22 protein-coding genes are annotated in these 23,487 nt (G+C 31.6%); 10 read left to right on the top strand and 12 right to left on the bottom strand.

Annotated elements, in window-relative coordinates:
- Positions 1 to 184: 184 nt before the first annotated feature.
- A complete protein-coding gene (locus tag ACQYZ7_RS03195; protein WP_430728340.1) occupies positions 185 to 1,201 on the bottom strand; it encodes a COX15/CtaA family protein in 1,017 nt (338 codons plus the stop codon).
- 84 nt (positions 1,202 to 1,285) lie between these two features.
- Positions 1,286 to 1,765, bottom strand: coding sequence for a cation transporter (locus ACQYZ7_RS03200; protein ID WP_430728341.1), 480 nt, complete (start codon positions 1,763 to 1,765; stop codon positions 1,286 to 1,288).
- Between the two features lie 89 nt (positions 1,766 to 1,854).
- Between ACQYZ7_RS03200 and ACQYZ7_RS03205 the strand changes: the two genes are divergently transcribed.
- Positions 1,855 to 2,727 (top strand): DMT family transporter, encoded by an 873-nt coding sequence (locus ACQYZ7_RS03205; RefSeq protein WP_430728342.1) that lies wholly within the window; start codon positions 1,855 to 1,857, stop codon positions 2,725 to 2,727.
- Positions 2,728 to 2,806: 79 nt separating this feature from the next.
- Here ACQYZ7_RS03205 and ACQYZ7_RS03210 read toward each other — a convergent pair whose 3' ends face one another.
- Together ACQYZ7_RS03210 and ACQYZ7_RS03215 are read right to left on the bottom strand one after the other, a co-directional pair.
- Positions 2,807 to 4,855 carry a M16 family metallopeptidase gene (locus ACQYZ7_RS03210; protein ID WP_430728343.1) on the bottom strand — a complete coding sequence of 683 codons (2,049 nt, stop codon included), beginning with the start codon at positions 4,853 to 4,855 and terminating at the stop codon, positions 2,807 to 2,809.
- A gap of 19 nt (positions 4,856 to 4,874) precedes the next feature.
- Positions 4,875 to 6,191, bottom strand: a complete 1,317-nt coding sequence (locus tag ACQYZ7_RS03215; protein WP_430728344.1) for a M16 family metallopeptidase — start codon at positions 6,189 to 6,191, stop codon at positions 4,875 to 4,877.
- A 209-nt stretch (positions 6,192 to 6,400) separates the two neighbouring features.
- Here ACQYZ7_RS03215 and rplU point away from each other — a divergent pair, with 209 nt between their 5' ends.
- From rplU to ACQYZ7_RS03235, 4 genes are all read left to right on the top strand, one after another.
- Entirely contained in the window at positions 6,401 to 6,886 is a 486-nt protein-coding gene (gene rplU, locus ACQYZ7_RS03220; RefSeq protein ID WP_430728345.1) for a 50S ribosomal protein L21, read from the top strand.
- Between the two features lie 22 nt (positions 6,887 to 6,908).
- Positions 6,909 to 7,169, top strand: a complete 261-nt coding sequence (gene rpmA / locus ACQYZ7_RS03225) for a 50S ribosomal protein L27 (protein WP_408025862.1) — start codon at positions 6,909 to 6,911, stop codon at positions 7,167 to 7,169.
- A gap of 368 nt (positions 7,170 to 7,537) precedes the next feature.
- The gene (locus ACQYZ7_RS03230; protein ID WP_430728346.1) at positions 7,538 to 8,275 is read left to right on the top strand and encodes a LytR/AlgR family response regulator transcription factor; all 738 of its coding nucleotides are present in this window, start codon (positions 7,538 to 7,540) and stop codon (positions 8,273 to 8,275) included.
- Positions 8,276 to 10,198, top strand: a complete 1,923-nt coding sequence (locus ACQYZ7_RS03235) for a tetratricopeptide repeat protein (protein WP_430728347.1) — start codon at positions 8,276 to 8,278, stop codon at positions 10,196 to 10,198.
- On the opposite strand, the gene dinB is transcribed toward ACQYZ7_RS03235, so the two are convergent.
- From dinB to ACQYZ7_RS03250, 3 genes are all read right to left on the bottom strand, one after another.
- Positions 10,195 to 11,277 (bottom strand): DNA polymerase IV, encoded by a 1,083-nt coding sequence (gene dinB, locus ACQYZ7_RS03240; RefSeq protein WP_430728348.1) that lies wholly within the window; start codon positions 11,275 to 11,277, stop codon positions 10,195 to 10,197. The two genes, ACQYZ7_RS03235 and dinB, sit on opposite strands and share 4 nt — an antisense overlap.
- A 9-nt stretch (positions 11,278 to 11,286) precedes the next feature.
- The gene (locus ACQYZ7_RS03245; protein WP_430728349.1) at positions 11,287 to 11,685 is read right to left on the bottom strand and encodes an ACT domain-containing protein; all 399 of its coding nucleotides are present in this window, start codon (positions 11,683 to 11,685) and stop codon (positions 11,287 to 11,289) included.
- 179 nt (positions 11,686 to 11,864) lie between these two features.
- Positions 11,865 to 12,896 carry a rhodanese-related sulfurtransferase gene (locus ACQYZ7_RS03250; protein ID WP_430728350.1) on the bottom strand — a complete coding sequence of 344 codons (1,032 nt, stop codon included), beginning with the start codon at positions 12,894 to 12,896 and terminating at the stop codon, positions 11,865 to 11,867.
- 223 nt (positions 12,897 to 13,119) lie between these two features.
- Here ACQYZ7_RS03250 and ACQYZ7_RS03255 point away from each other — a divergent pair, with 223 nt between their 5' ends.
- Complete coding sequence (locus tag ACQYZ7_RS03255; RefSeq protein ID WP_430728351.1) at positions 13,120 to 14,127, top strand: aspartate-semialdehyde dehydrogenase; 1,008 nt, start codon at positions 13,120 to 13,122, stop codon at positions 14,125 to 14,127.
- 65 nt (positions 14,128 to 14,192) lie between these two features.
- On the top strand, positions 14,193 to 14,846 hold the full coding sequence (locus ACQYZ7_RS03260; RefSeq protein ID WP_430728352.1) for an HD domain-containing protein: 654 nt from the start codon (positions 14,193 to 14,195) through the stop codon (positions 14,844 to 14,846).
- Between the two features lie 196 nt (positions 14,847 to 15,042).
- Here the strand turns inward: ACQYZ7_RS03260 and ACQYZ7_RS03265 are convergent, their stop codons facing one another.
- Genes ACQYZ7_RS03265 through ACQYZ7_RS03280 form a run of 4 tightly spaced genes read right to left on the bottom strand, consistent with a single transcriptional unit; the run spans position 15,043 to position 18,919 of the window.
- Positions 15,043 to 15,825 (bottom strand): enoyl-CoA hydratase/isomerase family protein, encoded by a 783-nt coding sequence (locus ACQYZ7_RS03265; RefSeq protein WP_430728353.1) that lies wholly within the window; start codon positions 15,823 to 15,825, stop codon positions 15,043 to 15,045.
- 7 nt (positions 15,826 to 15,832) lie between these two features.
- Positions 15,833 to 17,245, bottom strand: a complete 1,413-nt coding sequence (locus ACQYZ7_RS03270) for an ATP-binding protein (protein ID WP_430728354.1) — start codon at positions 17,243 to 17,245, stop codon at positions 15,833 to 15,835.
- A gap of 49 nt (positions 17,246 to 17,294) precedes the next feature.
- On the bottom strand, positions 17,295 to 17,765 hold the full coding sequence (locus ACQYZ7_RS03275) for a hypothetical protein (protein WP_430728355.1): 471 nt from the start codon (positions 17,763 to 17,765) through the stop codon (positions 17,295 to 17,297).
- Between the two features lie 2 nt (positions 17,766 to 17,767).
- On the bottom strand, positions 17,768 to 18,919 hold the full coding sequence (locus tag ACQYZ7_RS03280; RefSeq protein WP_430728356.1) for an ATP-binding protein: 1,152 nt from the start codon (positions 18,917 to 18,919) through the stop codon (positions 17,768 to 17,770).
- 119 nt (positions 18,920 to 19,038) lie between these two features.
- Between ACQYZ7_RS03280 and ACQYZ7_RS03285 the strand changes: the two genes are divergently transcribed.
- From ACQYZ7_RS03285 to ACQYZ7_RS03295, 3 genes are all read left to right on the top strand, one after another.
- Entirely contained in the window at positions 19,039 to 19,263 is a 225-nt protein-coding gene (locus ACQYZ7_RS03285; RefSeq protein ID WP_047787963.1) for a FeoA family protein, read from the top strand.
- A gap of 3 nt (positions 19,264 to 19,266) precedes the next feature.
- Positions 19,267 to 21,372, top strand: coding sequence for a ferrous iron transport protein B (gene feoB / locus ACQYZ7_RS03290; protein ID WP_430728357.1), 2,106 nt, complete (start codon positions 19,267 to 19,269; stop codon positions 21,370 to 21,372).
- A 215-nt stretch (positions 21,373 to 21,587) separates the two neighbouring features.
- Entirely contained in the window at positions 21,588 to 22,091 is a 504-nt protein-coding gene (locus ACQYZ7_RS03295; protein WP_430728358.1) for a DUF3575 domain-containing protein, read from the top strand.
- 81 nt (positions 22,092 to 22,172) lie between these two features.
- Here ACQYZ7_RS03295 and brnQ read toward each other — a convergent pair whose 3' ends face one another.
- Positions 22,173 to 23,459 (bottom strand): branched-chain amino acid transport system II carrier protein, encoded by a 1,287-nt coding sequence (gene brnQ, locus ACQYZ7_RS03300; RefSeq protein ID WP_430728359.1) that lies wholly within the window; start codon positions 23,457 to 23,459, stop codon positions 22,173 to 22,175.
- Between the last annotated feature and the right edge of the window lie 28 nt (positions 23,460 to 23,487).

The following is a 23,487-nucleotide window of genomic DNA, read 5'->3' on the forward strand; positions in this document are numbered from 1 at the left end:
AGTAGTAGGTATATGCTTTTGGTAAGGATAGGAGGTTTCCTTTTGTGGTTTTTTGTAAAACTATGTAAAACTGAATTATCTAATGAAATGTCAGAAAAAAATAAGGAAAGGAATATACTCTTTTTTTGTTTTTTTATAGTTGTTACGTCAGCATTAAATATATTTTTTACCGAATAAATATTATTTAACTTTTTCTCGACTGCAACCACAAATAAAACTGTAACCCGAATAAAATAGCACCTGATAATAAGTGTACAGCTTGTGTTCCTAGTGGGAATTCAGCATAGTACATTAAAATGCCAGTTATGGTTTCTAAAAAGATTAAGAATACTATCCAGTTTACTAACTTGTAACCTAAATTTTTTATTTGGTTTAAGTAAAATAAGCCAAGATTTACCAATACGATAGCTATGGTAAATGAACGGTGAACATAAAACTTAATATTAGGATCCATTAAACTATAATGTTTGTTTTCAAATCCATGTAGTTTCACTTGTTCATCAATAAATTGGCGTACCTGTGTTCCTAAAGCAATTTGAATTAATGAAAATATAGCAGAAAGAATTACTAGCTTACTAAATATTGAGTTGTACTTGTAGGATGTTTTTTTACGGTCAGAAACGATATATAGTAACCATAAAAGTAAGGCTACAATTACTAAACCACCAACCATATGAATGGTGATTATTGTTGGTTTTAAGTTAGAATCTACCACAGTTTTTCCTAACCAAGCTTCAAATAACATTAAAAAGAAAGCTCCGAATGATAAAAGGGTAATTTGTTTGTTTTCTTTCCAGAATTTAACAGAAACAAAAATTAAAAACAAAAAAGGAATTCCTGCCAAAGCAGAACTTAGCCGGTTAATATATTCTGTCCAGGTGTGAAATTTGTTGAATTTTGCGTAGTCGTGCTTTGTGTATTTTTCCCAGTTACTTGCGTTAAATTCTTGAGTAGTTTTTATATCGTGACCAGCTACAAAAAGAGCTTCATCTTTCACGATAATCATCCCTTCTTTATATTCAGAATCAGGTTGCCATGTAATTTGTTCTTCAGAGGTCGGGGGAATGTAATATCCAAAACACTTTGGCCAATCAGGACACCCCATTCCTGAACCTGTCATACGAACAACAGAACCAGCTAAAAATATAACATATACCGCAATTAACGAGATTTTTACAATGAGAGGAAAGTGTTTTTTCATCAGAAGAAAATTTTAGCAAAGATACTTAAAAGGCATAAAAAAAGCTCCTAAATTAGGAGCTTTCGGTATTGTTTAAATTAACAATTATGCTTTTTTTGCTTCAGCACAACATGCCATAGTACAATCTTCTTTGCATGCCTTTTTTTCAGCTTCAGTTTTTGTACAGCATTCTTTTTTACAATCAGCATCACAAGATTTCTCATCAGCTTTTTTAGTAGTTTCAGAAGCTTTATACATGTCACCGCTACCAATTCCTTCTACAAAAGCAATTAAATCAGCTTTGTTTGTTTTGTTAGCATCATATTTTATAGTTGCAATACTATCGTTAAAAACAACGTTTGCTTCTAAAACACCTTCTTTCTTACTTAAGTCAGAAGCTATTTTTCTAGCACAACCTATTTCACAAGTCATTCCTGAAATACTTAACGAAAGGTCTTTAGCATCAGCAGCAACTTCAGTTTTTTGCCCTTGACTAGCTTCATCTTTTTTAGCCTCATTTTTACATCCAACAGCTAAAAAGCTTACGATAGCTAAAGCAAATAGTATTTTCTGAATTTTCATCATTTTTATTTATTGAGTTATTCGGCAAATTTATCAATAAAATCAAAATTAAAAACAGAAATAAGCGATTTTTGTGCTTAAATTAATTGAAAATGAATAGTCAACAACAAAAATGGTTGTTCTTAATAGTGCTTTCACTAGTTTGGGGAAGCTCTTTTATTTTAATGAAAAAGGCACTAATTGGGTTAAGTCCAATTCAAGTAGGCGCTTTACGAATGCTAATTACAGCAGTTTTTTTATTGTTAGTTGGATTTAATAGCTTGAAAAGAATTGAAAAAAGGCACTGGAAGTATGTGGCTTATACAGCTGCTTTAGGTACTTTTTTTCCTTCGTTTTTATTCGCTTTCGCTGTAAGTAAAATAGATAGTTCTATACCCGCTATTTTAAACTCGTTAACGCCTTTTAATACATTTATTTTTGGAGCGCTGGTGTTTGGATTCACTTTTAAAAGAAAGCAGTTTTATGGTATTTTAATAGGTTTAGTAGGAACTTTGATGCTTATTTTAAAGGGAGCTGAGTTGAATCCGAATCAAAATTATTGGTATGCTATTTTAATATTAATAGCTTCAATAGGTTATGCATTTAATGTAAATATGATTAAGAAATATTTAAATGATTTAGATGCGTTGGCTATCACTACAGGGAACTTTTTGTTATTGATAATACCAGCATTCATAGTTTTGGCATTTTCTGGATTCTTTTCAACTTTTGAAGTAACAACAGAAACTACTTCAGCGTTAGGTTATATTACTGTTTTAGCTGTAGTGGGAACAGGAATAGCAAAAGTGTTGTTTAACAAAATGGTACACTTATCTTCTCCTGTTTTTGCAGCCTCAGTTACGTATTTAATTCCAGCGGTTGCTGTAATTTGGGGAATTGTTGATGGAGAAAAGCTAAGCTTAATACAGTTACTGGCAGGAGGGATTATTTTGTTTGGAGTTTGGTTGGTAAATAAAGCTAGATAGTTTTAAAATTACTTAAAATAAAAAGAGCCAAAATATTGCATTTTGGCTCTTTGAGTTTTTATAGACTTAAATCTAATTCTTATTTAAAATCAGCGTCAGAAACACCTTCGTTGATTTTAATTTCTTTTACAATAAACTCTAAATTCATTGGTCCATTTTTTTGGATCATTTTATGAGGGAATTTAATTCCATTTACCTCTTTGTAATCTGAAAAAACAACAGGTACTTTCATGTCTCCTTGTGGTCCTTTAGCGGTTTTGACCTCTTTAACCTTTAATCCAGATTTTACATCATAAAAGATTTCTTTTTTACCATGTTTAATAACATAAGCACTGTTTCCATCTATAGGTTCAACTCTATCTAAAGTTCCAGTTTTATAAGCTTTATCGGTAAAAGGAGCTGATTCATTTTTTACTTTTTCTAACTCTTCTCCTGTCATTTCTTTTTTCTGACCTTGAACTTCTTGATATCCTTTGGTTCCATCAAAAACTACTTTTTGCATCACATTACCCATCATAGAAACGATTACAGAGGATTTGTTAGGAGTTGCATTTTTTTGAACTAGATTTAATTGCATTCCTTGAACTTTTGCCTCAGAAGAAATCATTACAGATTTTACGTTTGCTACTTTGTCTTTTCCTCCAATTGCTTTAAAATAATCATCCACTACACTAGATGCTGTAACACCGTTAGGGATAGGTAAACTCATTGCAGGTTTCCCTGTAGGTTTCCCGTTCTTATCAAAATAGTTGATTTTATAATCAGCGGTTTTTTCTAAGTTCTTTAAAACATCAATTCCTTTACCAGTTATTACAATACGAGCTTTATCTCCTTTAAAATACTTAATCGCTGCATTTTGAACATCATTTAATGTTACGGCATTAATGTTTTTTAAGTAGTTTTTGTAGTAATCAGCAGGTAAATCATTGGTTAAAATATTTAAAGCATATGAAGCTACTGTTTGAGGTTTCTCAACGTTACGAACAAAGTTTCCAATGTATTTAGCCTTTGCAATATTTAACTCTTCTTGAGTTGCTTTTTGGTAACGGATTTTGTTGATCTCTTTCATCGCTTCAACCATAGCGCTATCAGTAACCATATTTCTTACAGATGCAGTTGTTTTAAAACGAGAAGCATATCTACTTGATCCGATTCCTGAATAAGCTCCATAAGTGTACCCTTTATCTTCACGAAGGTTTTTGTATAATCTACCAGTACCACCTCCGCCAAGAATTTGGTTCGCTAATAAAGCAGCATAGTAGTCTTTGTCGTTCATCTTTAAATCTACTGCGCTAATGATAGATAATTCAGACTGAACAGCATTTGGCATATCAATAAAGTTGATCTCAGCAGTTGAAGGATTTTCAACTTTTGGTAATTTTTGAGTAACTAAATCACCTTTTTTCCAAGCTCCGAATTGGTCTTTAACTTGTGACTTAATTTGGTCAAAGTTTACATCGCCAATTATAATTAAGTAGGCATTGTTTGGTTTATACGTTTTGTTGTATAAATCTTTAACATCTTGCAACGTAACGTTCTTTAATGTTTCTTCAGTGGTAAACTCTCCAAAAGGATGGTTTTTACCATACGTCAATGCATTTTCAACTCTACTAGCAATAGCTTTAACACTTTTAGCGCTGTTTTTAATTCCGTCAAGAGATTGCGTCATTTGTTTATCAAATTCTTCTTGGGTAAATACAGGGTTAAAAGCAGCATCAGCCATTAAACCTAATACTTTTGGAAAGTATTTTGATAAAGAACTTGCTCTTGCTCCTTCATCCCAAAAAGAGATATTTGCTCCTAAAAAGTCAACTTCTTCATCAAACTTTGCTTTTGGAGTGTTTGTTGATCCTGTTCCAAGCATTCCGCTTAATAAGCCCTCAACTCCTTTTTTATTTCCATAAGACATTGGTGGATTATCAATGGTTAATGTAGCAGATACTCTTGGTAATTTATGGTTTTCAACCACTAAAACTTGCAATCCGTTAGGTAAAGCAAATTTTTTAGGAGTTCCTAAGTTAATTTTAGGAGCTGGACCTGGTTTTGGTTGTTGGGTTCTATCAATCTGCGCTGAAACAGTTAATGATAGAAATAATATTGTGACAATTGAAAATATTTTCGTTTTCATTAAAATTCAGTTTAGATGATTATTTCTTTTTTGGTAAATATTCGATAATAACACGACGGTCTTTAGCTAAGTATTTTTTAGCTACGTCTCTAATTTCTTCTTTAGTAATAGAGTTGATAACTTCTAACTCCTTGTTAATTTGGTTAGTGTTTCCAACTAACATATAATTTCTTGCTAAAGAGTTAGCGATACCTTGTACACTAGAATTTGAAGCAACAAACTGATTTTCAAACTTATTACGAACCTTTTGTAAATCTCTATCAGAAATTAACTCTGTTTGAAGTTTTTCAATTTCTTCATCCATTTCTTTAATTAAATCATCTAAAGAAGTTTTTCCTAAAGGAATAGCTCCAATGTTGTAAACACTGTAATCTTCTAGGTTACGAGCAAAAGAAAATACTTGTAATGCTTTTTTCTTATCGTCAACTAGTTTTTTATACAATCTAGAGCTTTTTCCGTTACTTAAAATAGTAGAAATTACATCCAATACTTTAGAGTCTCTTTCTTTCATTGAAGGAGTTTTGTGTGCTAATAAAATAGCTGGCAATTGAATGTTTGAATCATATTCTTTTACACGCTTTTCTTTAGCTCTTTCAGGCTCAATCACTTTGTCTCTTTTTGGAAGTGTTCTTGCAGGAATTGGCTCAAAATAATCTTTAATTAACTTTTTAGTAGAAGCTTTTTCAAAATCACCAGCTACTACTAACACAGCATTGTTTGGCATATACCACTTGTTGTAAAAATCTTGAAATTCACTCAGTTTAGCGGCATCTAAATCTTTAATGTAACCAATCATAGGTCTACCATAATTGTGCTTGTCAAAAATATGACTATACACGTCTCCATATATAATTTTCCCATAAGGAGCATTATCCATACGTTGACGTTTCTCTTCTTTAACTACTTCATTTTGAGTGTCAACAGCTTTCTGGTCGATAATTGGGTGTAATAATCGTTCTGACTCCATCCATAAACCTAGCTGTAAGTTGTTCGAAGGAAATGTTTCGTAATAGTAGGTTCTATCCCAGTTAGTGTTTGCATTCCCAGTTCCACCATTGGCAGCTTCAATTTTATTCCATTCACCACGACCAATGTTTTTAGTTCCAGTAAATAACAAGTGCTCATAAAAATGTGCCATTCCTGTTTTTCCATCCTCTTCATCTTTGGATCCTACATGGTACATTACTCCAACGGTAACCACAGGAGCAGATTTGTCTTGATGTAAGATAACATGCATTCCGTTGCTTAAATCGTACTCTTCAAACTCAACTTTTTGTGCGTTAGCGGATAAGCCTAACAACAAAGCTGAAGCTAGAGTGATAACTCTTTTTCTCATTGATTGAAATTTAATTTTTAATAATTTTCGTGTATTTGACGTGAAATTATACTAATTGTTACAGTTAGAATAATAAAAACTAGTCTTTTTTATGCTAAAAGAGTAATTTTCTGAGGAATACATTTTTTTTTGAAGTAAAAAATGTATATTTGCACCCGCATTTTTATTGAGAAAGTGTGAATTTAAAGTATAAACGCAAAACAAATAGTATGTACGCAATCGTAGAGATAGCAGGGCAGCAATTTAAAGTAGCAAAAGACCAAAAAGTATACGTACACCGTTTACAAGAGGCAGAAGGATCAAAAGTAACTTTTGATAATGTAATGCTTATTGAAGATAAAGGAAACGTAACTATTGGCGCCCCAGCTATAGAAGGTGCAGGAGTAACTGCAAAAATTTTAGGTCACTTAAAAGGTGATAAAGTAATCGTTTTCAAGAAGAAAAGAAGAAAAGGTTACAAAAAGAAAAATGGACACAGACAGTATTTAACTGAAATCCAAATCGAAGGAATTTCTGCGTCAGGAGTAAAAAAAGCAGCCGCTAAAAAAGAAGCTCCTAAAGCTGAAGTAAAAGAAGAATCGAAGGATTTAAGTTCAATGACTGTAGCAGAATTAAAAGCTTTAGCTAAAGAACAAGGTATTTCAGGATACACTTCTTTAAAGAAAGCAGAATTAATTGAAGCATTAAGTAAATAATTAACTTTAAAAACTTACAAAGATGGCTCATAAGAAAGGTGTCGGTAGTTCGAAGAATGGTCGTGAATCAGAATCGAAACGATTAGGAGTAAAGATTTTTGGAGGACAAGCTGCAATTGCAGGTAACATTATTGTTCGTCAAAGAGGAACTCAACACAATCCAGGTGAAAATGTTTACATGGGTAAAGATCATACTTTACATGCTAAAGTTGATGGTGTTGTAAAATTCCAAAAGAAAAGAGATAACAAATCATACGTTTCTATAACTCCATTCGAGGCTTAAGAAACTAACTGATTAGAATAAGACAAAAGCTCAACTATTTTTAGTTGAGCTTTTTTGTGTATATAAACCGAACATTTAAATTTATATATAAAAAAAACACCACTCTAGAGTGGTGTTTTATAACTTAATATCATTATTGATTAATCCCCCAATTTATCAATATGATTCCCCTTGTGTATTACACTGCAAATATCAGATGAAAAAACATTTTTTACAGTAAGGGATGTATAAATGGTTTGTTTTTTTGTGTAAATGGTAATAAACTTATATGTATAACATAGTTTTAGTCTGTTTTTTTGCTAAAATCGTATTGGTTACATTTTATTTTTAAAATATTATCTGTTACATTTGATATAAATGTATATAAAATGTTAAGAGCAGTTATAGTTGATGACGAACCTAAAGCAATACAAGGACTTTCTTGGGAGCTATCAACCTTTGAAAATGATATAGAAATTATAGAAACATTTACGGTAGCAGAAAAAGCAATTAAATTTATAAACGATAATAGTATTGATTGCCTTTTTTTAGATATTGAAATGCCTACTATGGATGGTTTTCAGTTGTTAGAGAAATTAGACAATAAAGATTTTGCTATAATTATTACAACTGCATACAATGAATATGCAATAAAAGCATTAAAAAACCAAGCAATAGACTATCTTCTCAAACCTATAGATTCTGATGATTTAGAGGAAACAATAGGAAGAGTTAAGTTGCATTACAAGAAGAATAACAATACTGAAAAAGTTGAAAAAATATTATCAAGTTTTAATAAGAAGTTTAATAGAAGAAAAATAACTATTAATACAGATGGAAAACTAGTTTTTTTATCTCAAGATGAGATATTGTTTGTAGAGTCAGATGGTAATTACTCAACAATATATACCACAGGAGTTAATAAAAAAATAGTAGTGACTAAAAAACTAAAAGAAATTAACTTGCTGCTTCCTGAAGATCATTTTTTTAGAATACATAATTCATATATAATCAACTTGAATAAAATAAAAGAGTTTTTAAAATCAGATGGTTATGTCGTATTAGAAAACAACCATAAAATCCCCGTTTCTAGACAAAGAAAGTCGGATTTCTTAGAAAAATTTTAAATGAAGAAACTAATAATAACCACTTTTTTGTTTTCTGTTGTGTTTTCTTGTTTCTCGCAAGAAGAAAAGAAAAATATAGATAGTTTAATACAGCTAGCGATAGAAAAGAAAATAGATGATTATTATGACTTATATCATTTTTTTAAAGGTGAGCGATTTAAGAAAGAAGATATAGATTTTCTTTTAAAAGAGAGTGAACTAAAAGAGTATAGATTGGGAGAAGTGTATGCTTATAACTTACTTGGAAGGCATCACAGAAATAACTCATTTTTTGATACTTCAATAGAAAACCATCTGAAAGCACTGAAATTATCAAGAGAGATAGAGGATGTTAATGCAGAAGTAGTCACGCTAAATCAAATAGGAGTAGTATATAGGAGACAAGACAAAATTAGAAGTGCTTTAAATTACCATCAAATGGCACTTGAGTTAGCTGATAAAATTGAAATTCCAGATATTGATACTAAAATAAGCATAAGTATATCAAACAACAGTATTGGTAACATATACTTAGCTCTTAAACAATATCAATTAGCGTTAGAAAAGTTTAAAAAAGCAATCTTAATTCAAGAGAAAACGGATGATAAAAGAGGGTTGGCAATCAATCATCAAAACATGGGGCTGGCTTTTCAAAACTTAGGAGATATTGATGCTGCATTAGAACATTACAATATATCTTTACAATACAATATTGAAAATAACTCAAGTATAGGAAAGGTCATTTGTCACAATAGCATTAGTAATGTTTTATTGTTGCAAGGAAAGTACGAAGAAGCTTATAAATATATAAGTGAAGTAGTGTCTCTTTCAGAAAAAATCGGTAATCAATATTACACCTCTGATGTATACGTTACTTTAGGAAATGCACAGCTAAAACTAGACAGTTTAGATAAAGCAAAAATATATTTAGAAAAAGGTTTAGCAATTGCTAGTAAGCATAAAATTCCCTCAGGAGTTAACCAGTCTAATTTGTATTTATCTGAGTTATATGAGAAAAAAAAGGATTACGAAAAAGCATATGGTTTTTATAAGAAGGCTATTGAAGGAGAACGTAAAACGTTTAATGACAAAAATATATTATACGTAAATAACCTTATTAATAAGTACGATAATGAGGTTAGTAGAAATAAAATAAAAAGTTTAGCAAAAGAGAATGAAATAGCAACATTAAAACTATTACGAAATAGGAATGTTTTAATTATAGCGTTAGTTTCCATAGCATTGTTAGGGGTGTTATTGTATTCGATGTATAGACAACGTTTGTTAAACAACGATAAAAAAATATTGATGTTAGAACAGGAAGCTTTGAGAATTCAAATGAATCCGCACTTTGTGTTCAACGCATTAAACTCTATTAAACTCTATGTTATAAACAATGAACAGAAAAATGCGGTATATTACTTAAATAAATTTTCAAAACTAATTCGAAGTATTTTAGAGTCTTCATCTGTAAAAGAAGTAACGTTGTGTGAAGAACTAAAAACAATGAACTTATACATGAGTATCGAAAATATTCGATTATCTAATGAAGTTAATTATGTAGAAAAGGTAGAGCCAAATGTAAACATAGAAAGGATAAAAGTTCCGCCATTAATACTTCAGCCTTTTTTAGAAAACTCAATTTGGCATGGGCTTTCATGTAAGAAAGGAAAAAAAGAAGTTTCATTGTCAGTCACAAAAATATCGGATGAATTTATACAAATTGATATTACAGATAATGGAATTGGTAGAGGTGCTGCTATGGAAATTAGAAAAAATAAATCACTAAACCGTAAGTCGATAGGTATAGACTTGACCAAAGAACGATTACGAAACTTTGCAAATGAGTATGCAAATAACTATTCATTAATTTATACAGATATAATTGATGAGAAGGGAAACCCAAAAGGAACCAAAGTATCGTTAAAAATACCGGTACTTTAAAAATCAAACCGTAATTGTACCCAAACAGGTTCTTTTTTCTCAGTATTTAAATTACTGAAAGAAATCCCCAACAATCGAACTGAATTATTAAGTGTATCTTGATATAATAGATCTTTTACAACAGGATAGAACTCTTTTTTTAACTGTAGGTAATGATTGGTGGTCTTACTACGAGTTTGTTGCGTAAAATCGCTGTATTTTATCTTTAATGTTACTGTTTTTCCTTTAGTATTTGATTTTTTCATACGACGCTCTAACTCATCAGCAATTTTGTCAAGACGTTCTAGCATAAAAATCTCTGAAGATAGGTTTTCTCTAAAAGTAGTTTCGGCAGCAATTGACTTTCGAATACGATTGGGTTTTACTACTGAATTATGGATACCTCGAACAATATTGTAATAATGTACCCCTGATTTTCCAAATAGCTTTGTGAGTTCTTCTAACGATTTTTGTTTTAAATCTAAACCTGTAAAAATCCCTAAATTGTGCATTTTAGCAGCGGTAACTCTTCCTACACCATAAAATTTATTTACAGAAAGTTTTTCTAAAAACGAGATTACTTCTTCAGGATTGATAGTTTTCTGTCCGTTAGGCTTATTAATATCAGAAGCTACTTTAGCAATGAATTTATTGATAGATATTCCTGCAGATGCTCGTAATTCTAATTCGTCCCAAATACGTTGACGAATTTCTTGAGCAATCATGCTAGCTGACGGGTTTCCTTTTTTGTTTTCAGTAACATCTAAATAGGCTTCATCTAAAGACAAAGGTTCTACCAAATCGGTATAATCGTAAAATATTTTTCTGATTTTTGAAGAAATCTCTTTGTAACGATCAAAACGAGGAGGAACAAAGATTAAATGCGGACACTTTTGTTTTGCTAACACACCACTCATTGCAGAGCGTACTCCAAATTTTCGAGCTTCATAGCTTGCTGCAGAAACTACACCACGTATTTCACTTCCTCCAACAGCAACGGGTTTTCCTCGTAACTCAGGATTATCCAATTGCTCTACAGATGCATAAAAAGCATCCATATCAACATGAATAATTTTACGAAAAGGAGGTTGTAATTCCATGAACTAAAACTAAATCGATTTAGATAGATTTGTTAAAACATCAATAGTTTTTGCTTCATTTTTCTTATCCACAAAAATATGATCATGATAAAAACCAGCAACAACATTACAACTTATATTATGTTTTGCTAATTCTGAAGAAAAAGCAGCGGTTAAGCCTACCGCATCTAAAGCAGAATGAATTTTTAAAGTAATCCACGATGCAATAAAGCTGTAGGTCAACCCCAAGTTGTCAGCAACTGTTTTGTCTAGGATTAATGTAGTGCCTTCTACTTCTTTGAACTCACCAATTATATCTTCTCTATTAATATTGACACTGTCTTTTACGGTGGTAAAAACATATTCTCCTTCATTAACAAAGGGCTCCATTTCTCTAATGAGGACTGATAAATTCTTTTCTCCAGACATGATATCTAATTTAGATAAAATTACAGCTTTTTTTAAAACAACTAAAGCTCCCTTACGAGAGCTTTAGTATTAAATATTTTGTGTAAAATTATACTTGTTTTACTTCAATGATTTTAACAGGACATGCTTTTTTAGATATTCGAAATTACCAGCAGGAGCCATTAACTCAATTTGTTGCATTACTTTTTAAATTTTAAAGCTTCTGAACGTCCTTTTTTAAATATTTTATTACTTGCGTGTTTCCCTTTGCGTAATTCTTTTTGTTCTTCGAATGGTAAATGAATGATTTCTTGACATTCAGGAGAACAAGTGTTTTCCATCTTTTCAGCACATTCATCACATTGAATGAATAATAAGTGACACCCTTCGTTAGCACAGTTGGTATGTGTGTCACAAGGGTTTCCACATTGGTGGCAATTGGCAATTACATCATCAGATATTTTTTCAGCTCTTCGGTGATCGAACACGAAGTTCTTACCTAAAAACTTGTTTTCTAAGCCTTCTTCGTTTACTTGGCGTGTATATTCAATAATTCCTCCTTCTAATTGAAAAACATTTTTAAAACCTTTGTGTTTGTAGTAGGCAGATGCTTTTTCACATCGAATACCGCCCGTACAATACATCAATAAGTTTTTATCTTCTTTATGGTTTTTTAAATCTTCTTCAATAATATCTAAAGAATCTCTAAACGTATCAACATCTGGAGTGACTGCACCATCGAAATGACCTATTTCACTTTCATAGTGGTTTCGCATGTCTACACAAACCGTATCAGGATTGGCTAACATCTCATTAAACTCTTTAGCGTTTAAATGAACACCTTTGTCAGTTACGTCAAAAGTATCGTCATTTAATCCGTCAGCAACAATTTTGTTACGAACTTTCACTTTTAGTTTTAAAAAAGATTTATTATCATGTTCAATAGCTACGTTTAAACGAATTCCATTTAAAAAAGCGATGCTATCTAATTGATCTTTTAAAGCTAAAAAGTTTTCGGAAGGAACTGATATTTGAGCATTGATTCCTTCAGAAGAAACATAGGTTCTTCCTAAAACTTCTAGTTCATTCCACTCTAGGAATAATTTATTTCTAAATAAGGTTGGGTTTTCTATCTTATGATATTGATAGAATGAGATAGTAATGCGGTCTTTTCCCGCTTCATCTATTAATTTAGCGCGTTCTTCAGCGCTTAACTTGTTGTACAGTTGCATGCTATACTTTTTTAAGTTAAACAAATATGTTGTGATTTCAACAAAAAATCGATGCAAATGTACTGATTTTTTGCGTTTTACTGTTTAAAACAATACTTTTTAGCTGAAAACGATATATTTTAAACTTTAACGTATTTTTTCATAGAAAATAAATACAACCAATTCGTTTTTTTTAAACCTTTGTAACTCGTTAATAATAATTTTATACTCAAATAGTAAAAAGATGAGAGTAGCAGTAGTAGGCGCTACCGGTATGGTAGGTAATGTAATGTTACAAGTATTAGCAGAACGTAATTTTCCGATAACAGAATTAATCCCTGTTGCATCGGAACGTTCGGTAGGTAATCAAATAGAATTTAAAGGAACAAATTATACGGTAGTTGGTTTAGAAACTGCAGTAGCAATGCAACCAGATATTGCATTGTTTTCGGCAGGTGGTACTACTTCGATAGAATGGGCACCGAAATTTGCAGCAGTTGGTACAACGGTAATTGATAACTCGTCAGCATGGAGAATGGATCCAACAAAAAAACTAGTGGTTCCAGAAATTAATGGAGATGTGTTAACTAGTGAAGATAAAATTATCGCAAATCCAAACTGCTCTACAATTCAATTAGTAATGGCTTTAGCGCCTTTACACAAGGAATATAAAATGAAACGAGTGGTAATTTCAACATATCAGTCAGTTTCAGGAACAGGTGTAAAAGCTGTTCAACAATTAGATAATGAAGAAGCAGGAATTGAAGGAGAAATGGCGTACCCACATCCAATAGGAAGAAATGCATTACCTCATTGTGATGTGTTTTTAGAGAATGGATACACTAAAGAAGAAATGAAGTTAGTAAAAGAACCTAAAAAGATTTTACGAGACGATTCTTTTTCAGTAACGGCAACAGCGGTTAGAATACCTACTGCTGGAGGGCATTCTGAAGCTGTTAATGTACAATTTGAAAATGATTTTGAATTGGAAAAGGTTCGTGAACTGTTAGGTAAAACTGATGGAATTATTGTGCAAGATGATGTGCAAAATAATGTATACCCTATGCCTGTTTTAGCAAATAATAAAGATGAAGTTTTTGTAGGTAGAATTAGACGAGATGAATCTCAACCAAATACATTAAATATGTGGATTGTTGCTGATAACTTACGTAAAGGAGCAGCAACCAACACTATTCAAATAGCAGAATATTTAGTAGCTAACAATTTGGTTGAACCATCGGTTACTGCATAAAAGAAATTATAATAATACTTTTTAAAATCCTGTGCTTGTAAGTGCAGGATTTTTATTTTTGAAATATGAACAAAGAGCAGATAATACAGGATACAATAGAGTTTGTAAAAGAAACCCTTCAAGGAGCTGAAGGAGGGCACGATTTTTTTCATATTGAAAGAGTATATAAGAATGCTTTACTCATAACAAAAAATGAAAATGTTGATGAATTTGTGGTTTCGTTAGGAGCTTTATTACATGATATAGCCGATAGTAAATTCCACAACGGCGATGAAACCATAGGGCCTCAAAAAGCTAGGGTTTTTCTTGAAAATCAACAGGTTTCCGAAGAGGTTATTATTCATGTTGAAAATATTATCACCAATATTTCTTTTAAAGGAGGGAATTTTGAACAAAACTTTAAATCTGCTGAGTTAGACGTAATTCAAGATGCTGATCGATTAGATGCCATTGGAGCTATCGGAATAGCACGCTGCTTTAATTATGGAGGGTTTAAAAATAGAGAATTGTATAATCCAGAGATTGCTCCAAATTTAAACATGACTAAAGAAGAATATAAGAAGTCCACAGCACCAACAATTAATCACTTCTATGAAAAACTACTGTTGTTAAAAGATAAAATGAATACTATAACAGGAAAAGCAATTGCAGAACAAAGACATGCTTATATGGAAGGATTTTTAAATCAATTTCACAATGAATGGAATGGAGTTATTTAGTGTTTTTTTTGTTAAAAATGTAAGTTTATTATTGTTTTAGTAAAAACTCTGCCTTAAAATTTGGATATTATTGAATTTAGTATATATTTGCTTCAGTTAATAACCCCCAATTTATTAATGTAATCCCCTTATTGTAAAAATAGCATCTAAATTTTATTTAGATGCTATTTTTTTATAGAGATTATTTTGTGAAAAACTACTTTCCTGGAAATTCAGGTTTTCGCTTTTCTAAAAAGGCAGTAGTTCCCTCTTTAAAGTCTTCAGTACCAAAGCAATTCCCAAACTCTGTAATTTCGCTTTCAAATCCATTTACACCATCTTTAAAATTATCGTTTACAGATTTAATTGCAGCGCTAATTGCTACAGAAGAATTACGCATAATTTTTGAAGCTATCTTTTGAGCTAAAGGTAGCAGCTCTTCTTGTGAGGTAACATGGTTTACTAATCCAGCTTCTTTGGCTTCTTCAGCAGAAATCATACCCGCTGTCATAATTAACTCCATAGCTTTACCTTTACCAACTAATTGAGGTAAACGTTGCGTACCGCCATATCCAGGAATAACTCCTAAGGAAACCTCTGGTAAACCCATTTTAGCATTGTCTGAAGCTAATCTAAAGTGACAAGCCATCGCCAACTCTAATCCACCACCTAAAGCAAAACCATTTACAGCAGCAATGACTGGAGTAGATAGGTTTTCAACGAAATCAAATAAAATTTCTTGTCCTTTTTTAGCTAATCTACCTCCTTCTTCAACAGAGAAATGTGCAAACTCTGAAATGTCAGCGCCAGCAACAAATGCTTTTTCTCCACTTCCTGTTATGATAATTACTTTGACAGCAGTGTCTTCTTCTAAAGTTTTAAAAGCATCGTGTAGCTTCTCGATAGTAGCTTTGTTTAAAGCGTTTAATTTTTTTGGTCGGTTAATTGTAATAGTTGCCAATGCGTTAGCTTGTTCAACTAAAATATTTTCAAAATTCATACTATGTTTATGTTTTAGGTAATATTACAGTAAAAACAGTTCCAACTCCTTTGGTTGAAGTAAAGGAAATTGTACCGTCATATGCTTCAATTATATTTTTTATAATGGATAAACCTAAGCCCATTCCACTTGTTTTAGTGGTAAACTTAGGTTCGAAAATTAACTCTTTATTTTCATCACTAATACCTTTTCCGTTGTCTGAAACTGTAATTTTAACGCTGTTCCCTTCAGAAGCTACTTTAACCTCTATTTTAGGGTTTTTATCAGTGTCTTTTATTGCTTGAATTGAGTTTTTAACTAAGTTGGTAACAATTCGTATCAACTGAGTTTTATCTAAACTAGCGTATAGTTCTTGTTCTTGAGGAAAATAATGTATGTAGTCTTCAGTAAAAATATCTAAAGAGTGTTTAACTATATCAACAACATTTAATTTTTCACGGCGTTGTGTAGGCATTTTAGCAAAGTCAGAAAAAGCAGATGCAATAGAGCTCATTACATCAATTTGTTGAATAAGTGTTTCGCTGTATTCAGACATCTTTTCTTTGATGTTAGGATCTTCTGGGTTGAATTTTCTATCAAAACTTTGTACTGACAGACGCATAGGAGTTAACGGGTTTTTAATCTCGTGGGCTACTTGCTTAGCCATTTCTCTCCAAGCTTGTTCACGTTCGCTTTGAGCTAGTTTTACAGCACTTTCTTCTAGTTGATCAATCATATTGTTATATGCGGCAACAAGTGAGTTGATTTCTGAACTTGCAGAGTTTAATGTGATTTTTTCATTACGTTTATTTAAACGAGTTTCGTTTATTTTTTGTGAGATAGTTTGAATTGATCGAGTAATATAAGTTGATAAGAAGTATGCTAAAACAATTGCAATAATAAGCATTAGTAAATAGACTAACGATAAACGTGAGATAAACTCTCGTAGTTCATGTTCTTGTTCTTCATTGTTTTGTGCAATTTGTAACTCTAAAATCCCTATCCGCTTAAAACGAGGATCGTTTAAATAGGTGTATGAAGACTGATAAGTGATACCTTTTTCAGTTCTGCTTTTTAAAATTTTATGGTTTGAATTGTTGGCTAAATCTCTAACGGTTTCGTTGGCTAGATCTTGACCTTCTTTTTTGTCAAAATTATATGGAATTGATGATTTTAATAACTTCCCATCCATGTCGTATAAGGAAATAGTAAGTTTATGAACGTACGCAATGTCGTAAATTCTATCTTGAAAAATTTTAGCTAAATTTTCAGTAGTTACTGGATAGGTGGTTCTACGTTTTAATTCTATTTCAATATCTTGTTTTGTAGAGAATTCTTTACGTTCAAAACGTGAAATATTATAATCTTTTGTTTGCTCATCGTACTGGTAAATAGTTACTAATACAATTAAAATAGATGCCAATAGTACCAAAAGTATCATTGACAAGAAAATTCTAATCCGTAGTGATATGTTGTTGAAAATACGCAATTTATAATTCTATTTTTTTAGTTTTCATAAGCAAAGTATCATCATTTTCTCCATCATTATCCCAGTCGTAGGTAGAAGTAGCATTAAAACCACCGTTGGTTTGTGTAATAGTATACCAAGCTTGTACTTGTTTTCCTAAATACGAATAATCAACAAATAAGCTATCACCACTAGTTTTCCACTTTCCTCCTGTTTCACTAACTTTTTTTCCATCCGCTTGCACAAACCATGCAGTGAAAGTACCGTCGTTTTTGTAGGTAGATTGAGCTTTTCCAGAACTAGGCTTGCTAAAATCATCTTCAAAAACAGAAGTGCTATCAGTTTCATTAGCGGTTAAATATTCAATTTTTAAATACGTAGTTTCCCAACTTCCAATCAAATATTCTTTTAACAATGATTCTTTTTTTTCTTGTTTACAAGCAACAAAAAGTATTCCGAAAATCAGTGCGGTAATTATATGTTTTGTTTTCATGGTTAAGATTGATTTTTTTCTTCTTTTGTATGAAGAAGGCGTGTTAGTTTGATAGATAAATCTAACAAAATAATTTTAGCGTTTCCGTTTCTTTCAATATGATATTGCGCGTCACTTACTTCCTTTTCAATGATTAAGATGTTGGCGCTATGAACAAACGGAGCAAATTTAGCAAGGTCAAAGTTTGCAGATTGAGTTTCTAAAAACACCAAGTCTGGAGTTCCGTAGTTAAGTAGTAAAGCTTGTCTGAAAAACTGCAAACAGTATTGTAAAAATTGTTTTTGAGTTTCTCGACCAGATTTAGCAATTTCTTCTGACCAACCAATTAAATCTTGAATAACAGCAGCGTTTCCTTTAGCTCTAAAGGCAGCACGAATCCAGGTAATAAACCATTGTTCAAAAACTAAATCATTCGAATTATTGTTTAAAATATGTAGTGCTTTGTTGTAATTTCCTTCTGATTGATGGGCAATTTTAATGGCTTCGTTTTCCGATACATTTTTTTCTTGCACAAGAGCGTTGGCTATATCAGTTTCACCTAATACAGGAAAATGTAAAGCTTGACACCTAGATTTTATAGTGTTTATAATTTGCTCTTCATCTTCAGTGATAAGAATAAAAATAGTCTTACTTGGTGGTTCTTCAATCAGTTTTAATAATTTGTTGGAGGCAGCAATATTCATTTTTTCAGCCATCCAAATAACGGTTACTTTAAAACCACCTTCGTACGATTTTAATTGTAGTTTCTTTACAATGTCTTGGGCTTCATCAACACCAATTTGACCTTGTTTGTTTTCAACACCAATATGCTGTAACCAATTAAACAAACTTCCATAAGGTTGTTCTTCAATAAAAGAGCGCCAGTCGTCCAAAAATAAATTACTAACAGGGTGTTTTTTTACCGAATCATTCGTAGTTACTGGAAAAGCAAAATGTAAATCAGGGTGTTGTAGTTTGCTGCATTTTATATTGCAGGCTTCTACGTTATTAGAAAAATTACATAACAAGAATTGAGCATAAGCAATTGCCATAGGTAAAGTACCACTTCCTTCCTTGCCAACAAAGAGTTGTGCATGTGGAATTCTATTGTTTTCAGCTGATTGCTGTAAGTGTTTTTTTATATGTTCTTGCCCAATAATATCGTCGAAAGTCATACCACAAATATAAGACATCAAACAAAGAGAACAACCTATTGTAAATAAATCATATATTGTGTTGATATGCTGTTTAGAATGATTCTATTTTAGTATATTTGCAAGCTAAAATATATCTTTTGAGTACTATCGCATCGTTACATTTAGGGGAAAAAGGAATTATATCTGAGGAATGTTTAGATAAGATTCCGTTGAAGTTATTAGAAATGGGGTGTTTACCTGGAAGTGAAGTAGAATTACTTCAAATAGCTCCGTTAAAAGACCCGATGTATATATGCGTAAATGGAAGTCATCTAGCGATTCGAAAAGAAACAGCTTGTCAAATTTCAATCATTAAACTATAGCTGATGAGTAATCGTATTAATGTTGCGTTAATTGGAAATCCGAACACAGGGAAAACATCGCTGTTTAATCAGTTAACAGGTTTAAATCAAAAAGTAGGAAATTACCCAGGAGTTACTGTTGATAAAAAGCAAGGTGTTTGCAAGTTGCCTAATGGTAAAAGTGCAACGATTACCGATTTACCGGGTACATATAGTATCAATCCAACTTCTATAGATGAAAGTATTGTTTTAAAAGCTTTGATGACAACTCATCAAGAGGAAAAGTCTGATGTAATTGTTGTTGTTGCGGATATTGAAAACTTAAAACGAAACTTATTACTGTTTTCGCAAATTCAAGATTTAGAAGTTCCGACGGTTTTAGCTTTAAATATGGCGGATCAATTACAGAGAAAAGGAATCTCTATAGATATACCTGCTTTAGAAAAAGAGTTACAGACTAAAGTGGTGTTAATGTCGGCAAGAACAAACGAAGGAGTTGGCGACTTAAAAGAAGTAGTAGCCAATTATGAATCGTTAAAAGTACATTCAAACTTTAACGAACTATCTAAAAAAATAGATACTACTTATTTTGAAAAGTTAGCCATGATAAGTAAAGAGTTTACTTCGTATGAGATGTGGATGATGCTAACGAAAAACCATACTCCGTTACTTTCTTCTTCTGAAAAAGAAGCAATAAGAGAGTTTGAAGGAGAAATTACAAAGCAAAAAAAGTATCAACATAAAGAAACTATATATAGATACCAGCAAATAAATACTGTTTTAAATAAAACATATAAAGTAGATGCCTCTAAAGCGACAGATGTACGTAGTAGATTAGATAAAGTTTTTACCCATAAAATATTTGGTTACGTTATTTTCTTTGGATTGTTATTATTGATATTTCAATCTATTTTCGATTGGGCATCTACGCCAATGGATCTTATCGATGGTTTATTTGCTAACATAGCAGAATTTACAAAGGCTCAATTACCAGCAGGAATGTTCACCGATTTATTAACCGACGGAATTATCCCTGGGGTTGGTGGAGTGGTAATTTTTATACCTCAAATAGCTATTCTTTTCCTATTTATATCCATTCTTGAAGAAACAGGCTATATGAGTCGAGTAGTGTTTTTAATGGATAAAATTATGCGTCGCTTTGGGATGAGTGGTAAAAGTGTAATTCCGTTAATTTCAGGAACAGCCTGTGCTATTCCAGCAATTATGGCAACTCGAACCATTGCTAGTTGGAAAGAACGTTTAATTACCATTTTGGTCACACCATTTACAACCTGTTCGGCACGATTACCTGTGTATGCAATTTTAATAGCATTAATTATTCCTAATACTAAGTTGTTTGGTTTTTTAAGCTTACGAGGATTTACTTTATTAGCTTTATATATTTTAGGATTTGCAGCAGCAATTATTGCAGCATATGTATTGCATAAAACATTGAAGATTAAAAATAATTCACTTTTTGTAGTTGAAATGCCTAACTACAAAATACCATCAGTAAAGAATGTGTTTTTTGATGTGTTGGATAAAACAAAAGCATTTGTTTTTGGAGCAGGAAAAATCATTTTAGCAATTTCAATAGTATTATGGTTTTTAGCATCTCATGGACCATCATCTTATGAAAATGCCGAAAAAAATGTGGTAGAAAGTATAGCAAATAAAGAATTATCAGAAGAAGATTTGGCTAAAAAAGTAGCTTCTGCTAAGCTAGCAAACTCATACATAGGTATTGCAGGAAAAACAATAGAACCAGTTGTTGAGCCATTGGGTTATGATTGGAAAATAGGTATTGGGTTAATTAGTTCTTTTGCAGCAAGAGAAGTGTTTATTGGTACGTTAGCGACTATTTACAGTGTTGAAGATGATGGAGAAGATACTACTACTATAAAACAAAAAATGGCATCAGAGGTAAACCTTGGCACAGGAGAGAAGAGATTTAACTTTGCTACAGGGATTTCTTTATTACTATTTTATGCATTTGCAATGCAATGTATGGCAACATTGGCAATTGTAAAACGAGAAACAAGAAGTTGGAAGTGGCCAATAGTTCAACTAGTAAGTATGGGAGCTTTGGCATATTTATCAGCATTTATAGCCTATCAAATCTTAAGATAATGCAAGAAATTATAACATATACAATTGTTTGTGGAGCCGTTATTTTTTTAGTGAAAAAATTCTTTTTCAAATCTAAAAAAAGTAGTGGTTGTGATACAAGCTGTAACTGCTCGTAAAAGAGAAAGTAGATATTACTACTGTTTTTTGCAAAAAAATGTATGTTTGCGGTATTATACTTGTAGGTAACAGATAATTTATAATTAGTAAAAATTAAAATGAAAAAAATATTATTAGTAGCTGTGGTTTTTGTTAGCTCTTTTACGTATGCACAGCAAGAAGTGAAAGTAGATTTACTAGATGCATTAGCTTTTAAAACGTTGGAAGTATCTTACGAATACTATACAACTGATCGTTCTTCAATCGGTATTTCAGCGTTATTCAACTTTGAAAAAAAATCAGCAGATTTTAGATACAACGAAGAACGAATGTTTACTCCGTTTTTCCGTCATTATTTTACCAATAATAGCAATTGGAATTATTTTGGAGAAGTTTTTATGGGGATTAATACAGGAGAAAGAGAAATTGAAGTTCAAGGAAGTACAACAAAACAATATAAGGAGTATACAGACGGAGCTTTAGGTTTAGCTTTTGGTTCAAAATATGTGTCTTCAGGTGGTTTTGTTCTTGATGTATATGGAGGTTTAGGAAGAAATCTATTTACTTCTGAAGCTCGTTCTATAGTACCTAGAGTAGGGATAAATTTAGGGTATCGTTTTTAAGATATTCACTCAAATAAAAATATAAAGCTCGCAATAGCGAGCTTTTTTAGTTTATATCTAATATATAGTTTATTAAGTAACTTATTCAGTCAGAATTTGCTTTCCCCTTTTAATTAAATTAGCAAATATAAAGCTCAATATAGCAGGCAACACCCATCCTAAATTATGATTAGCAAAAGGAATAATGTTTTTTATTTCAGTTAAATAACTTGGATTAATAACATAACCTAGAAAATCAGGAACACTAAATAAAAAGGTTATCCCTACTACAATTTTAAAAACTAAAGTTGAGGTATACTTTTCTGGAAGTACATTTAAGATAATTAATATGATAGTAATAGGGTAAATAAACATTAAAGCAGGTAGTGCAATATTGATGATATATTTCACATCAAATTGACCAACAGTAATTCCTAATAAACAACTAATAATAGCAGTGGCTGTAAAAACTTTTTGAGAATTATTGTTAATTCCTTTAAAATAATCGGCAGTACCAGTAATAATTCCAACAGCAGTTGTAAAGCATGCTAAAGCAACTAAAACACTAAGAAAAACACTTCCTATATTTCCTAGAGTTTGATTACTCAGAGAGTTTAAAATTTCTGTTCTGTTAGCACTTTCAGAAAAGGTAGAGCTAAATAAAACACCGTTGTAAATAAGGCCTGCATAAATAATTAACAATCCTAAACCAGCAATAAAACCAGCTTTGGTAATTAACTCTTTTTTCTCTTCAAAAGTTGTGTTAGTATTAAAATTCATAGAAATAACTAGAACACCACCAACAACTATAGATGCAATTGCATCAAAGGTTTGGTATCCTTCTAATAAACCATCAACAAAAGGAGCTTTAAGGGTAGTTGGAGTTATTGTATCAGGGGCTGTAAAAACTCCAACAAAAATAATAGCTAATAAAATACATATAATAAGAGGGGTTAAAAACTTGCCTAAAATGTTTAGTACTTTTGATCGGTTCATGGTAAAAAGAAAAACAAGCCCGAAATAAATTGTGCTAGTAATTAAAGAACTACTGTTACCAAAGTAAGGCGCAATAGCCATTTCATGGGTAACTGAAGCAGTTCTAGGAGCAGGTAACGCAATACAGATAGTGTATACCACAAAGCAATAAATAAAACTAAAAGTAGGTGATACTTTTTTGCCAAAATCGTACATAGTACCTTGTAATTTAGCATGTGCTAAAATACCTAGCATAGGAATAAAAACGGCAGTGATAAAAAAACCAATAGTTACCCAAAACCATAAACCCCCAGCATTTTTCCCTAAAAAAGGAGGTAAGATTAAATTACCAGCCCCAAAAAACATTGAAAATAAAGCAAATCCGTTTATAAATATCTCCTTAGTTTTGTGCATTGCCTAACAAATTAGTAAGCGACGAATA

The organism is Tenacibaculum sp. SDUM215027 (genome assembly GCF_050566205.1).
Classification (GTDB): Bacteria; Bacteroidota; Bacteroidia; order Flavobacteriales; family Flavobacteriaceae; genus Polaribacter.

Coding starts and splice junctions, on each gene's coding strand:
- ACQYZ7_RS03205 (WP_430728342.1), top strand. CDS start 1,855: ATGAATAGTCAACAACAAAAATGGTTGTTCTTAATAGTGCTTTCACTA.
- ACQYZ7_RS03255 (WP_430728351.1), top strand. CDS start 13,120: ATGAGAGTAGCAGTAGTAGGCGCTACCGGTATGGTAGGTAATGTAATG.
- ACQYZ7_RS03275 (WP_430728355.1), bottom strand. CDS start 17,765: ATGAAAACAAAACATATAATTACCGCACTGATTTTCGGAATACTTTTT.
- feoB (WP_430728357.1), top strand. CDS start 19,267: ATGAGTAATCGTATTAATGTTGCGTTAATTGGAAATCCGAACACAGGG.
- rplU (WP_430728345.1), top strand. CDS start 6,401: ATGTACGCAATCGTAGAGATAGCAGGGCAGCAATTTAAAGTAGCAAAA.
- ACQYZ7_RS03210 (WP_430728343.1), bottom strand. CDS start 4,855: ATGAAAACGAAAATATTTTCAATTGTCACAATATTATTTCTATCATTA.
- ACQYZ7_RS03280 (WP_430728356.1), bottom strand. CDS start 18,919: ATGACTTTCGACGATATTATTGGGCAAGAACATATAAAAAAACACTTA.
- ACQYZ7_RS03235 (WP_430728347.1), top strand. CDS start 8,276: ATGAAGAAACTAATAATAACCACTTTTTTGTTTTCTGTTGTGTTTTCT.
- ACQYZ7_RS03260 (WP_430728352.1), top strand. CDS start 14,193: ATGAACAAAGAGCAGATAATACAGGATACAATAGAGTTTGTAAAAGAA.
- ACQYZ7_RS03215 (WP_430728344.1), bottom strand. CDS start 6,191: ATGAGAAAAAGAGTTATCACTCTAGCTTCAGCTTTGTTGTTAGGCTTA.
- rpmA (WP_408025862.1), top strand. CDS start 6,909: ATGGCTCATAAGAAAGGTGTCGGTAGTTCGAAGAATGGTCGTGAATCA.
- ACQYZ7_RS03250 (WP_430728350.1), bottom strand. CDS start 12,896: ATGCAACTGTACAACAAGTTAAGCGCTGAAGAACGCGCTAAATTAATA.
- ACQYZ7_RS03265 (WP_430728353.1), bottom strand. CDS start 15,825: ATGAATTTTGAAAATATTTTAGTTGAACAAGCTAACGCATTGGCAACT.
- ACQYZ7_RS03245 (WP_430728349.1), bottom strand. CDS start 11,685: ATGTCTGGAGAAAAGAATTTATCAGTCCTCATTAGAGAAATGGAGCCC.
- ACQYZ7_RS03195 (WP_430728340.1), bottom strand. CDS start 1,201: ATGAAAAAACACTTTCCTCTCATTGTAAAAATCTCGTTAATTGCGGTA.
- dinB (WP_430728348.1), bottom strand. CDS start 11,277: ATGGAATTACAACCTCCTTTTCGTAAAATTATTCATGTTGATATGGAT.
- ACQYZ7_RS03200 (WP_430728341.1), bottom strand. CDS start 1,765: ATGATGAAAATTCAGAAAATACTATTTGCTTTAGCTATCGTAAGCTTT.
- ACQYZ7_RS03230 (WP_430728346.1), top strand. CDS start 7,538: ATGTTAAGAGCAGTTATAGTTGATGACGAACCTAAAGCAATACAAGGA.
- brnQ (WP_430728359.1), bottom strand. CDS start 23,459: ATGCACAAAACTAAGGAGATATTTATAAACGGATTTGCTTTATTTTCA.
- ACQYZ7_RS03270 (WP_430728354.1), bottom strand. CDS start 17,245: ATGATACTTTTGGTACTATTGGCATCTATTTTAATTGTATTAGTAACT.
- ACQYZ7_RS03295 (WP_430728358.1), top strand. CDS start 21,588: ATGAAAAAAATATTATTAGTAGCTGTGGTTTTTGTTAGCTCTTTTACG.